This is a genomic window from Pseudomonas sp. SDO5271_S396, assembly GCF_054071795.1.
Genome location: NZ_JBSVWB010000018.1, coordinates 16,261 through 28,824, shown reverse-complemented (window position 1 = coordinate 28,824; position 12,564 = coordinate 16,261). Strand labels below are relative to the sequence as shown.

The 12,564-nt window shown below is 58.4% G+C and carries 13 protein-coding genes; 12 read left to right on the top strand and 1 reads right to left on the bottom strand.

The features are described 5' to 3' along the window. The first annotated feature begins 156 nt into the window (after positions 1–156). The 12 genes from ACW9IN_RS14475 to ACW9IN_RS14420 all read left to right on the top strand — a co-directional run bounded on the left by ACW9IN_RS14475 (position 157) and on the right by ACW9IN_RS14420 (position 11,245). Positions 157–975 (top strand): energy transducer TonB, encoded by an 819-nt coding sequence (locus tag ACW9IN_RS14475; RefSeq protein ID WP_457366525.1) that lies wholly within the window; start codon positions 157–159, stop codon positions 973–975. Between the two features lie 54 nt (positions 976–1,029). Next, positions 1,030–1,749, top strand: a complete 720-nt coding sequence (locus ACW9IN_RS14470) for a MotA/TolQ/ExbB proton channel family protein (RefSeq protein ID WP_457366524.1) — start codon at positions 1,030–1,032, stop codon at positions 1,747–1,749. A 1-nt stretch (position 1,750) separates the two neighbouring features. Continuing rightward, positions 1,751–2,152, top strand: coding sequence for an ExbD/TolR family protein (locus ACW9IN_RS14465; protein WP_457366523.1), 402 nt, complete (start codon positions 1,751–1,753; stop codon positions 2,150–2,152). A gap of 207 nt (positions 2,153–2,359) precedes the next feature. After that, positions 2,360–5,185: a glycosyltransferase family 32 protein gene (locus ACW9IN_RS14460; RefSeq protein WP_457366522.1), complete on the top strand. Its 2,826-nt coding sequence runs from the start codon at positions 2,360–2,362 to the stop codon at positions 5,183–5,185. A gap of 194 nt (positions 5,186–5,379) precedes the next feature. Further along, a complete protein-coding gene (locus tag ACW9IN_RS14455; protein WP_457366521.1) occupies positions 5,380–5,961 on the top strand; it encodes an alpha/beta hydrolase in 582 nt (193 codons plus the stop codon). A 51-nt stretch (positions 5,962–6,012) separates the two neighbouring features. Further along, positions 6,013–6,939 carry a sigma 54-interacting transcriptional regulator gene (locus ACW9IN_RS14450; RefSeq protein WP_457366520.1) on the top strand — a complete coding sequence of 309 codons (927 nt, stop codon included), beginning with the start codon at positions 6,013–6,015 and terminating at the stop codon, positions 6,937–6,939. A gap of 126 nt (positions 6,940–7,065) precedes the next feature. Next, the gene (locus ACW9IN_RS14445) at positions 7,066–7,848 is read left to right on the top strand and encodes a MetQ/NlpA family ABC transporter substrate-binding protein (protein ID WP_457366519.1); all 783 of its coding nucleotides are present in this window, start codon (positions 7,066–7,068) and stop codon (positions 7,846–7,848) included. Between the two features lie 171 nt (positions 7,849–8,019). Beyond that, on the top strand, positions 8,020–8,142 hold the full coding sequence (locus ACW9IN_RS14440; protein ID WP_457366518.1) for a hypothetical protein: 123 nt from the start codon (positions 8,020–8,022) through the stop codon (positions 8,140–8,142). Positions 8,143–8,315: 173 nt separating this feature from the next. Then, on the top strand, positions 8,316–8,981 hold the full coding sequence (locus ACW9IN_RS14435) for an amino acid ABC transporter permease (RefSeq protein ID WP_457366517.1): 666 nt from the start codon (positions 8,316–8,318) through the stop codon (positions 8,979–8,981). Then, positions 8,962–9,621 carry an amino acid ABC transporter permease gene (locus ACW9IN_RS14430; RefSeq protein ID WP_457366516.1) on the top strand — a complete coding sequence of 220 codons (660 nt, stop codon included), beginning with the start codon at positions 8,962–8,964 and terminating at the stop codon, positions 9,619–9,621. The genes ACW9IN_RS14435 and ACW9IN_RS14430 overlap by 20 nt, the downstream gene beginning before the upstream one ends. Beyond that, positions 9,618–10,394 carry an amino acid ABC transporter ATP-binding protein gene (locus ACW9IN_RS14425; protein WP_457366515.1) on the top strand — a complete coding sequence of 259 codons (777 nt, stop codon included), beginning with the start codon at positions 9,618–9,620 and terminating at the stop codon, positions 10,392–10,394. The genes ACW9IN_RS14430 and ACW9IN_RS14425 overlap by 4 nt, the downstream gene beginning before the upstream one ends. Further along, entirely contained in the window at positions 10,391–11,245 is an 855-nt protein-coding gene (locus tag ACW9IN_RS14420; RefSeq protein ID WP_457366514.1) for a transporter substrate-binding domain-containing protein, read from the top strand. The genes ACW9IN_RS14425 and ACW9IN_RS14420 overlap by 4 nt, the downstream gene beginning before the upstream one ends. 64 nt (positions 11,246–11,309) lie before the next feature. Here the strand turns inward: ACW9IN_RS14420 and ACW9IN_RS14415 are convergent, their stop codons facing one another. Continuing rightward, on the bottom strand, positions 11,310–12,470 hold the full coding sequence (locus ACW9IN_RS14415) for an AAA family ATPase (protein ID WP_457366513.1): 1,161 nt from the start codon (positions 12,468–12,470) through the stop codon (positions 11,310–11,312). Positions 12,471–12,564: the final 94 nt, after the last annotated feature.

Genomic DNA, 12,564 nt, shown 5'->3' with positions numbered 1-12,564 from the left:
GGTGTTTCGGGATATACCATTTATTCGTTTTTAATCTATGTATAACTTTAAAGATTACTTTAAGAGATAAGCGTCTGGCCCCGATGATTCAGCCCTCGACGGCCTCCCACGCAGGCCTGTCGGTTTTTTTGTTTCAAAACCGTAGGGAGTGAATCAATGGGCAATGTCCAGACCGCCGCCAGTGCACACGAGGCGCCGTGGCGCCAGGCACCGGGTGGTGAGTTGGTCGACCTTGGCCGGCCGCACCGCGCGCCGTTGGGGCAGTTGCGCTTGCAGAAAACCCCCAAGCGTTTTTCGAGCCGGCGCGAAGGGCTGCTGCTGGGGCTGCTGGTGCTGGCCTTGCACGGCGCGGTGATCTATTGGGTGAGCCAGAAGCCGACCCCGGTGTTGCCCGTGGTGCCGCCGGAAATCCCGCCGATGACCATCGAATTCTCCCAACCGGCGCCGCCTGTGGTTGAGCCGCCACCGCCGGTACCGCCACCACCGCCGCCGCCCGTGATCGAGCCTCCGCCGCCGGTGGTGGACGAATTGGCCGCCAAACCTGCGCCCAAACCGATTCCCAAACCCAAGCCGAAGCCAGTGCCGAAACCTGAGCCCAAGCCCGCGCCGAAACCGGTCGAGCAGCCTCCTGCGTCGCCGACGCCAGCGCCACCGGCTCCACCTGCGCCGGCCGCACCGCCGTCGCCGGCCCCTGTGACACCGGCTTCGGCCAACGCCGCGTACCTGAAGAACCCGGCGCCGGAATACCCGTCACTGGCCCAGCGCCGGGGTTGGGAAGGCACGGTGTTGCTCAGGGTGCATGTGTTGGCCAGCGGCAAGCCGGGTGAGATCCAGATCCAGAAAAGCAGTGGTCGCCAACAGCTCGACGACGCCGCACTGGCCGCCGTGAAGCGCTGGAGTTTCGTGCCGGCCAAGCAGGGCGACGTAGCCCAGGACGGCTGGGTCAGCGTGCCGATCGACTTCAAGATTCACTAACTATTCGGCTGCGGTGTGTTGCACACGCCGCGACCTGCACAGAGGGAAAACATCATGGCATTAGCATCTCCACTTGAATCCATCGAAAGCGCGGTGATCTGGCTGCTGGTGGCTTTTTCGGTCGCCACCTGGGGCCTGGCCCTGCTCAAGGGCGTGCAGTTCGGTCGCCTCAAGGCGCAGGATCGCAAGTTCCATAAACAGTTCTGGGCGGCGTCCAGCCTGGACTCTGCCGCCGAGCTGGCCGAAACCCAGCCCGGTGCGGCGGCCCGCGTGGCCCAGGCCGGATACGCCGCGATCCAGGTGGGTGAAGCGCCACATGCTGCGGATTTGAGCCAGGCCATCAATCACCAGGACCGTCTCGAACGTGCCCTGCGCCAGCAGATCGTGCGTGAACGTCGCTCTTTGGAAACCGGCCTGGCCGTGGTCGCCAGTATCGGCAGCACCTCGCCGTTCATCGGTCTGTTCGGCACCGTGTGGGGCATCATGGAAGCGCTGAAGGGGATCAGCGCCGCCGGTTCCGCCAGCCTGGAAACCGTGGCCGGCCCGATTGGTGCCGCATTGGTTGCCACTGGCGTGGGCATCGCTGTCGCCGTGCCTGCGGTGCTGGTCTACAACTACTTCCTGCGCCGCCTGAAGCTGACCGCCGCCGACCTGGATGACTTCGCCCACGACTTCTACAGCCTGGCGCAGAAAAACTCGTTCCGCGTGCTGCTGCACCCAACCTTGAGCAAGGCAACTGCCGGCAACCCGCAAAAAGTGAAGGAGGCGTCCTGAGATGGCCTTCTCCACGCAAGACAGCGATGAGGTGCTGAGCGAGATCAACGTGACGCCCCTGGTGGACGTGATGCTGGTGCTGCTGGTGGTGTTTATCGTCACCGCGCCGCTGCTGACCAACGCCATACCGATCAACCTGCCCAAGACCCAGGCCGTGGCCCCGGTGGAGCAGAAAGACCCGCTGGTGGTGAGCATCGACGGCGCCGGCAAACTGTTTATCAACAAGGACGAAATCCAGCCGGACCTGCTGGAATTCAACCTGCAGGCGGCCAAGGCCAAGGACCCCGATGTGCGGGTGCAACTGCAGGCTGACGATGGAGCGAACTACGGCGAAGTGGCGCGAGCCATGGCGTCTATCGAGCGCGCGGGCATTACCAAGCTGTCGGTGATTACCGCACGTTGAGTTGCAAATGCCTCGACAATTTTTTGGCCGTCTCCTTGGCAGGGTGCGGCCTTTTTTTATTCTCGAAATGTATGTATGGATGTATGTAGATACTGTGATGTCTGTAAAATTTACTGTTGTTTTTTAGTGTTTCCGAGCGTGCTAATTGTCGGAGGTTTTATTATTTTTCGGAGGAGTAAATAGTGATTTCATAGAAGGATAAATCAGATGGCCATTCGGTTTCCCGTTGATCTTGTCAGTATATTGAACAAGCCCGTCATTGAAGACAAAAAAACCAACAATCCCCCCAGCCATGAAGATGCGATCCCCTCTTCTGAAGCGCCCGGTCAGATATCCTTCTCGACAGTGCCCGACCAACCGCTGTTGGGGAAAAACGACCAAATCGAGTCTTATCTGAAGTCGCATGCTTTCAGGCAAATAACACCAGAAAGCGAAGTTTCAAAAATCCTGGCAAGTAAAATAAATCAACGTTGGGGTTTAAATACTGATCCGGATAAAACATACCTGGTGACATTCGAGGATTCAGCGCGTACTGAGAAAAATGTTGTAGAAAAAGTGACGTTGACTCAGGCAGCGTTGAAAAATCTCCAGGGGGTTCCGGTCGAAGATAATAAGAACTGGCTTCAGAAGTTTGGCCAATACGTTTCACCCCTGATATTTGCTTACAATAAAGTGGAGGAGGTGGTTGAATCTGCGCGCGCCGAACAAGGCATCTATCATGACCCGGCATCTGCAGCGGTTCAGCCCTACAGCGAGTCCACGCGTGTCGACATACCTGTCGCCGACTTTAAAACCCTGGTATGGGATACAGACCGGCCCCAGCTATACAAAAATGCGCTCACCACTTTTTGGGAGAAGCAATCCGACGCCTATACGACCCTGAGTCGGATGGCTTTCGTCAAGGCCATCAAATTTCAGAGTCTGGAGGGGAGCCTGGGGCCGGAGGCGGTAGAACTGGCCCAGCGTGCAATAGGGCCCTTTGCCAAGAAGCCATGGACTGAACTGAGTGTTCAAGACTTTGAGAAACGCACGTTGCAGGACCCGGACCTGGATATCGGCCTTGTCAGCGTAAACGGTATGAAGTCGACAGATTTGCTGTGTGTGACGGACAAGAAAACACAGCTGACATTGTTGTATGTGCCCGGCAACTCTTCGCCCCTGCACCGTTTTGATAATCCTCAGCAAATGGGGGTGTGGTTGGCCAAGCAAGCCGCCGACCCGAACAAGCGCGTTGCGCTCATGACGCACTTCTCCCTTGAAGACCAGGCAGACAAGACTTTTTCCGATGGCGTGCATCAGTCTTTGCAAGGCTTAGGTGCCTGGTCCACGGCGCAGGAAGCGCAAGCGTTCAGCCCTTCCAAGATCAATGCTTGGTTGCCCGAACAATACATCAACGTTTCTCCGTTGAGCGGCGACCCGTTTCAGGAGGTGATGACTCTGCAAAAGGCGCGGTCTTTCTCGGACGCAGACAATGCGATTGTGAGTGACAGCGACTATACAAAGGCGAAGATAACCCAAGGCTTGGAGGAAGCCGCGAAAGTGGCGCTTTTCATGACGCCATTGGCGCTCGCCATGCCGGAGGTTGCGCTGGCGATGGATGCGTTCTACCTGGGGGCGGGTATCACCGAAACAACTATTGGCATTGACGATGTAGCCAAGGGTAAATCCACGGGAGCCGACCGTATTGTGTTTGGCGTATTGAACGCGGTACCACCAGTGGTGGCGCATGGAGGCGGCGCGCTTGCCAGGGCATTGAAACCGGAAAGCACGGCGGTTGCCCATTCAATCCCCATCGATGAAACGGCGCAGCCATTTCTCAGGGCGCCACAACGTGTCAACGGTCAGATTGGCTATCCGATGGGGCCTGTTGAAGCACCTGCTTTATTTAAAAGCTTTGATATACCAATGGATGATGTGATGGTTTCACCATTGGCAACGTACTCGGTGGCTGTAAATGGGTACTTGGCACCCGCGATTTATGACTTGGAGGCCGGCGCATGGCGAGGTGTCGATTTAGACGGTAATGCGGCGGATATTTTTTATTGGCGAGAAGTCAAGGGAGAATGGACGTCGGGTACAAAAGCGCAGATGTTGGCCAATGCCGAGAAGAGGCTGCCGTCGGTTAAGAAAAAAGTTGTAACGTTGCCTGTGTTGCCGTCAGTGCCGTCGAGCTCTACGGAAATACCCAAGGTAATACATTATTTTTGGGCCGGAAATGAAATGCCCGATCACCTCGTGAAAAATATAATGGAGAACGCTCGTAAAAGTCCGGGTTACAAATCAATTGTGCATGTCGATGCCAATAATCAAAGTGTTTTTTCCGCGGTGAAAGACGCCCTCGATCACAAGGTGGGTGGTCTTGAAGTGCACGACATGAAAGCCGATGAAGTTTTTCGTGAGTTAAACGCCGGGAAATATGCTGAGCTGTATCAATATTTTCGATCAGGGCAAGGGCAGAATCTGGCCGCGTCGTCAGATGTCATGCGTGCGGTATTGATAAAACGCTACGGTGGTATTTATTTGGATACGGACGATGCACTCACCCATGGCGTAGGTGAAATCGCTCTCTCAGCTACACCCAATGATGTTTTGTTAAGTTCTCCTGTTACTTACGCACAGGCTGATTTTTCCGGGCTAAATACCAGCAACTTTGCGAGCCACGCGAATAATTCTGTCTTTGACAAAATACTCGAGGAAATCGATCGGCGTTTTAAAGCCAATAAAATTTGGTTGGATGCCAATCGGCCCTTCATCGGAGAAAATCCGACTGAGGCCGAGTTGGATGCGTACAAGGCATATGAGAAGAAAATTTTTGAGGTGACAGGTCCTGTCATGTTCAATGACGTCCTCAAACAAGAAAAATATGGGCTTCTCCCTGTTCTCGACGATTTGTCTGAGGTACTGAGTGGGCGGCTTATAGCGCCCGATGGCTACATCCGAAAGCTGCAGCAAGCACAGGAATACTACCTGCCCATGGATCGGAAATTTGGAGTCGATATCGGAGCAGAGCATTCCATGCGCCATTCCCGTTGAGTCGGCGTGCATCTTCGGGATTTTTGCCTCCAGCACTCAGGTGCCGGGTTCGCGCAAGCTGCACCAGTGGGTGGCGGAGTGAGTAAAGAAGATTGGGTTTTTGGTTATTAATAAATAGCTTCTTATTCCTTAACGAATATAAACCCCGTCCCTATACTGGTCAGCAACGTTAAACGCTGCAGGAGGGCACACCCATGCACAGCAAGTCGATTCGTTATCTGATCGTGCCGGGCTGGCAAGGATCGCCAGAAGATCATTGGCAAAGCCATTGGCAGAACAGCCTGCCCAACAGCGCCCGCGTCGAGCAGGCCGATTGGCTGACGCCCCGTCGCGAAGACTGGGTTGCGGCGCTGGCCGAGGCCATCGCGGCCGACAGCACCCCTGTGATTCTCATCGCCCATAGCCTGGGTTGCATCACGGTGGCGCACTGGGCCGCCACCGCGCCGGTGCAGTTTCTGCGTCAGGTGCGCGGTGCCTTGCTGGTGGCGCCCGCCGATGTCGAACGCCCGGCCTGTGCCCCCGCCCTGCGCAACTTTGCGCCGATTCCCACTGACCTGTTGCCGTTTCCCAGTCAGGTGGTCAGTTCCGATAACGACAGCGCCGTCAGTGCCCCCCGGGCCCTGGAACTGGCGCGTAACTGGGGCGCTGAAGCCGGCATCCTCGCAGGCGCCGGCCATATCAATGTGAAATCCGGCCACCAGCGCTGGGAGCAGGGCTTCGCCTACCTCTATCGCCTGCAAAATCGCCTCGAGCACCACGCTCGGCGCAGTGCCTAAAACATCTTTCAACGCCCCGTCCCTTGAGTGGATCTGGGGCGGGAGCCTGCCATGAGTCTGCATGAAACCTACGGCCAGCCCTTGCTGACCTTCCCCGACGCCGAAAAAAGCCCGCTGAGCATTCGCGCCAAGGCCTTGGTGTTCGTCGACCCCCGTTCCCGTCAACTGCGTGAAGACCTGGAAAACCTTGCGCCCCGTGCCTTGCCCGTATTGATTCGTGGCGAAACCGGCAGCGGCAAGGAATTGCTGGCGCGGCACATCCACCGGGGCAGCGACCGCACCGGTTTGTTTGTCTCGGTCAATTGCGGCGCGATCAGCCCCACGTATGCCGATGCCGAACTGTTCGGCTATGCCGCCGGGGCCCACAGCGGCGCAGCCAGCAGCCGCGCCGGGTGGTTTGGTTCGGCCAATGGCGGCACCCTATACCTGGATGAGATTGGCGACTTGCCGTTGCCGATCCAGGTCAAGTTGCTTGCCGCGCTGGAAAATCATGAAGTCACCCGGGTCGGTGCCCATCAGCCCAGCCCGGTGGATGTACGTTTGGTGGCGGCCACCAGCATCGACCTGGCCCAGGCGGTGGCGGCGGGCAAGTTTCACGAGCGGTTGTTCCATTACCTGAGCGAGGGCCAGTTGGAATTGCCGGCGTTGCGCGAGCGTGTGGGCGACATCCTGTCCTTGGCTGAATATTTCCTCGGCATCTACAGCCAGCGCCTGGACCTGCCGGTGCCGTTGATCAGCGAAACCGCCCAGCAGGTGCTGGAGCAGCACAGCTGGCCGGGTAATACCCGCGAGTTGGAAAACGTCATTCACTTCGCATTGCTGGTGAGCAGCGGCGACGAGATTTTGCCCGAGCATTTGAATTTGCCGGTGGCGGGTTCACCCCTGGAGCAGGTACAGCGGATTTTTCAGCGTGCCAGCCCGACCGAGCAGGCGCTGTTGCGGAAATTCCTGCTTGAAGAAAATGGAATATCAACGTGAAGAAAAGATATTGTTCGGGAATAAAAAATCTAGGTATTGTCACCCCCATGCCGCGATAGCATTTCGCTGGCACCCCCTATAAAAACGGTCGTCAGAGACGCCCCGGAATTTCGATAAGGACACTGCATGAAAAAGGTTCTGTTGTTCACCGCACTGGCGGCTGCCCTGACTGCAAGCTTCGCCCAGGCCAACGAGAAACTGGTGGTGGCCGCCACGCCGATCCCGCACGCCGAGATCCTCGAACTGGTCAAGCCGACCCTGGCCAAAGAAGGCGTGGATCTGGAAATCAAAGTCTTCACCGACTACGTGCAACCGAACGTGCAAGTGGCCGAGAAGCGTCTGGACGCCAACTACTTCCAGACCCTGCCGTACCTGGAAAACTTCAACAAGGGCAAGGGCACCAACCTGGTGACTGTGGTCGGTGTGCACGTTGAACCCTTCGGCGGCTACTCGAAGAAGATCAAGAACATTTCTGAACTCAAAGACGGCGCCACCGTAGCCATTCCGAACGAAGGCTCCAACAGTGGCCGCGCCCTGTTGCTGCTGCAAAAAGCCGGTGTGATCACCCTGAAAGACCCGAGCAATGCGCTGGCTACGCCAAAAGACATCAAGGACAACCCCAAGCACCTGAAATTCAAGGAGCTGGAATCGGCCCTGCTGCCACGCGTGCTGGATCAGGTCGACCTGGACCTGATCAACACCAACTACGCGCTGGAAGCTGGCCTCAACCCAGCGAAAGACGCGCTGATCATCGAAGACGCGAAGTCACCGTACGTGAACTTCCTGGTGGCTCGTCCGGACAACAAGGACAGCGACGCCCTGCAGAAACTGTCCAAGGCCCTGACCAGCCCGGAAGTCAAAGCCTTCATCGAGAAGAAGTACAACGGCGCGGTCGTGCCGGCGTTCTGATGTAAGCCAAAACCCCCTTCAAGGTTTCAACGCCGATGGCTTGTTTGGCATCGGCGTTTTTTATTCTCGTTCCCACGCTCTGCGTGGGAATGCCTCTTGTGACGCTCCGCGTCACGCTTTGGGACGCAGAGCGCCCCCGGCTGCATTCCCACGCGGAGCGTGGGAACGATCATGGCTCAACGGCTATTGATCGCCCTGCGCAACGCCATCAACCACTTCACCAGTTCCTGCGGGTCCATCGCTTTTCCTTCGTTCATCGTTCAATCCCTCGAATTCCAGACCCCTCAACCATAGCCGTCACCGACCCGACCCGCGAATCCGGCGGTTATCTTTTTGGGTGATATCAATATGCTATTTCGGTATTTAAATTTTATTTTTTATACCTTTAAAGTTCGCGCTACCCGACGTTATCCACGTCGGCCCGGATTGCGCTCGCTGCATTACCCCTGCGGCGTCATGGACTGTCAATGACCTTCGATTTCGCTTTTATCCTCAGCACCTTGCCGGCGTTTCTCAGCGCCGTGGGGGTGACGCTGCAAGTGGGCCTGATCGCCATCGCCACCTCACTGTTGGTGGCCTTGCTCAATGCTGCATTACTGGTGTTTCGCACACCGTACCTGTCGCGCCTGGTGGCGCTGTATGTGGAGTTGGCGCGCAACACACCGCTGCTGATCCAACTGTTCTTCGTGTACTTCGCGCTGCCGGCCCTGGGTTTCAATATCTCCGGGTTCTGGGCGGCGATCATCACCATGACGTTCCTCGGAGGCGCCTACCTCACCGAAGTGCTGCGCGCCGGTGTGGAGGCGGTGCCGCTGGCGCAGATCGAGTCGGGCAAGTCCATCGGCCTGTCGGATTGGCAATTGCTGCGCCACGTGATCCTGCCCCAGGCCGGCATCCTCAGCCTGCCGGCGTTGTTCGCCAACTTCATCTTCCTGCTCAAGGAGACCACCGTGGTCTCCGCCGTGGCGGTGCCGGAAATTCTCTACACCACCAAGAGCTACATCGCGCTCTACTACAAGACCTACGAAATGCTCGCCGTACTGACGCTGATTTGCGTGCTGCTGTTCCTGCCGTTGTCGCTGCTGCTCAGCCGCCTGGAAAGGAGGCTCCAGCATGGCCAGTTCGGGTCTTGAGTTGTTGTGGGTGTCGTTGCCGCAATTGGGCAAGGGCGCTGCGCAAACCCTGTCGATTTCCTTCCTGAGCATCGCTTTCAGCACGGTCGGCGGCGTGTTGTATGGCGTACTGCGTACGTTGAACAACCGGTTGATCAATGCCGTGTTGCGGGTGTACCTGGAGCTGTTCCGCGCGATCCCGGTGCTGGTGTGGCTGTACCTGCTGTTCTTCGGCCTGCCGATTTTCTTCGGTTTGAGCATCCCGAGCTTCTGGTGCGCCGTGCTGGTGTTGTCGTTGTGGGGTTCCAGTGAAGTGGGCGAAGTGGTGCGCGGCGCCTTGCACTCGCTGCCCCGTGGCCAGCGCGAGGCGGGGTTGTCGATTGGGCTGTCCGATCCGCAGCTCTACGGTTACGTGCTGCTACCCCAGGCTCTCAAGCGCATGACGCCGCCGACCATCAACGTCTACACGCGCATCATCAAGACCAGCTCGCTGGCGGTGCTGATCGGCGTGGTGGACGTGATCAAGGTCGGCCAGCAAATCATCGAGCGCACCTATGAGTCGGTGTTGATCTACGGCGTGCTGTTCCTGTTTTTCTTCTTTATCTGCTACCCGTTGTCGGCCGCCTCCAAGGTGCTGGAACGGCGCTGGGCCCAAGCATGAGCGCATTGATCGAGTTCCAGGGTTTCAACAAGTTTTTTGGCGAACATCAGGTGCTCAAGGGCATCGACCTGCGGGTGCACAGCGGCGAAGTGCTGGTGATCCTCGGCCCCAGCGGTTGCGGCAAAAGCACCTTGCTGCGTTGCCTCAACGGTTTGGAAGTGGCCCACAGCGGCAGCCTGCGGTTTGCCGGCAATGAGCTGCTGGATAAAAAAACCGACTGGCGCCAGGTGCGCCAGGACATCGGCATGGTGTTCCAGAGCTACCACCTGTTTCCGCACATGAGCGTGCTCGACAACATCCTGCTCGGCCCGCTGAAAGTGCAAAAACGTGACCCTGGCGAGGCCCGTGCCCAGGCCGAAAAACTGCTGGCGCGGGTGGGCCTGGCCGACAAGCGCGATGCCTTCCCGCGCCAGCTCTCTGGCGGCCAGCAGCAACGCATCGCCATCGTGCGCTCGTTGTGCATGAACCCCCAGGTCATGCTCTTCGACGAAGTCACCGCCGCCCTTGATCCGGAAATGGTCAAGGAGGTGCTGGAAGTGATCCAGGGCCTGGCCCGCGATGGCATGACCCTGCTGATCGTCACTCACGAAATGGCCTTTGCCCGCGCCGTCGCCGACCGCGTGGTGTTCATGGAGGCCGGTCACATCCTCGAGCAAAACACCCCCGAGGCATTCTTTACGAACCCGCAAACCGCACGCGCGCAGCAGTTCCTGGAGAAGTTCTCCTTTGTTTCAACACTGCCCAAGACACCCAAGGAACTGGAACCGATATGAAAAAATTACTGCTGCCACTGTTTGCCGTCGCCTTGCTGGCCGGCTGCGATAAAAAGGCCGAAGAGCCTGCCAAGCCTGCCGCTGCCGCAGCGAGCTATCTCGACAAGATCAAGGCGCGCGACAAGCTGATCGTCGGCGTGTTCACCGACAAGCCGCCGTTTGGCTTCGTGAACGAAGCGGGTCGCTACGTGGGCTTCGATACCGACATCGGCCGCCAATTCGCCAAGGACCTGCTGGGCGATGAAAACAAAGTCGAGTTCGTCGCGGTCGAGCCGGCCAGCCGCATTCCGTTCCTGCAAAGCGACAAGGTCGACCTGATCCTCGCCAACATGACCGTGACGCCGGAGCGCAAGGAAGCGGTGGACTTTACCAACCCCAACCTGAAAGTCGCGGTACAGGCATTGGTGCCCAAGGACAGCGCAGTCAAAAGCCTGGATGACCTGGCCACCCGCACCACCATCGTTACCACTGGCACCACGGCTGACATCTGGCTGACCAAGAACCACCCGGACTGGAAGCTGCTCAAGTTCGAGAAAAACTCCGAGTCGCTGCAAGCGCTGTCGGCAGGCCGTGGCGATGCCTACGCCCAGGACAACCTGGTGCTGTTCAGCTGGGCCAAGCAGAACCCGGGCTACCGTGTGCTGGATGAAAAACTCGGCGACGAAGCGCCGATTGCGCCGGCGGTGAAGAAGGGCAACACCGAACTGCGTGACTGGGTGAACGCCGAATTGGCCAAGCTGGGTGAAGAGAAGTTCCTGCTCAAGCTGTATGACCAATACGTGCGCAAAGAGCTGAGCGATGACACCAAGCCTGAGAGCGTGATTGTCGAAGGCGGCAAGTGGCAAGGTTGATCAGCTAATTTGATCGTTCCCACGCTCCGCGTGGGAATGTAGCCCGGGACGCTCCGCGTCCGCTCTACTCCGGCCAATGCCACGCCGGTGCATCCAGTATCCCTTGCCCCACCACCTGGGTTTCCCCCAGCACCTTCTCCAGCACGATCGAATTGCACTCCTCATCCTGCTGCAACGCCGCAATCAAGCGGCTGGCGTGGGACACCACCCACACCTGACACTGCATGGAGGCCTGGATGATCAAGCGCGCCAATGCCGGCAACAGGTCCGGATGCAGGCTGGTCTCAGGTTCGTTCAGCACCATCATGGTCGGTGGCCGTGGCGTCAGCAGCGCTGCGATCAGCAGCAGGTAACGCAAGGTGCCGTCCGACAGCTCCGCTGCCGACAAGGGCCTCAGCAAACCTTCCTGGAAGAACTCGATTGCGAAGCGCCCGCCCTGCAACGGCTGGATGTTCAGGCGCGCACCGGGGAAGGCATCGCTCACCGCCCGTTGCAACGCCTCGGGATCGCCGATTTCACGAATGGTCTGCAACGCCGCCGCCAGGTCGCGCCCATCGTGATGCAACACCGGCGTGCGTGTGCCCAGCTGCGGTTGGCGCACGGGTGCGTCTACATCGCTGCGAAAGTGATCGTAAAAGCGCCAGCCGCGAATGCTTTCGCGCAGCATCAGCACCTCTGGCGAGCCGCGCAGGCTGCCGACCTGATCGAACAGGCTGTGGTAGTTGGGCGTGTGCTGGGCCAGTACATCCCAGTTGCGACCGTCGCGGGCGCGCACCATCGGCCCGGAGCGCTGCACCAGCAGGCTGGCCGGGCGGTAAGTGTGGCCGGCCCAGATGCATTCTTTTTTCACTTCCGGGTCCAGAGAGAAAAACGACAGGGTTTTCTCCGGTAGCCCCAGGGAAATGGCATAGCTGAAATCGTCCCCGGCAAAACCCAGGCGCAGGCGCTTTACGCCTCGGCGCACAGTGGACTCGATCGGCACCTCGCCGTTGCGCATGCGTCGACTGATGCTCTCCGGCCCGGCCCAGAAGGTCGAATCCAACCCGCCTTCGCGCGCCAGCGCATTGATCACGCCGCCCTGGGCGGTTTCCGCCAGCAGGCGCAGCGCGCGGTACAGGTTGGATTTGCCGCTGCCGTTGGGGCCGGTGATCAGGTTCAACCGGCCCAGAGGTACCACCAATTTGTTGATCGAACGGTAATTGGCCACCGCGAGGGTTTTCAACATCAGTCACGCACCTGTTGTGAGCGGGCTTGTCCCGCGCGAGGCCCTGACGGCCTGCACAAGGATCATAACCGCAGTGCAGCGTTATAGATGGAAA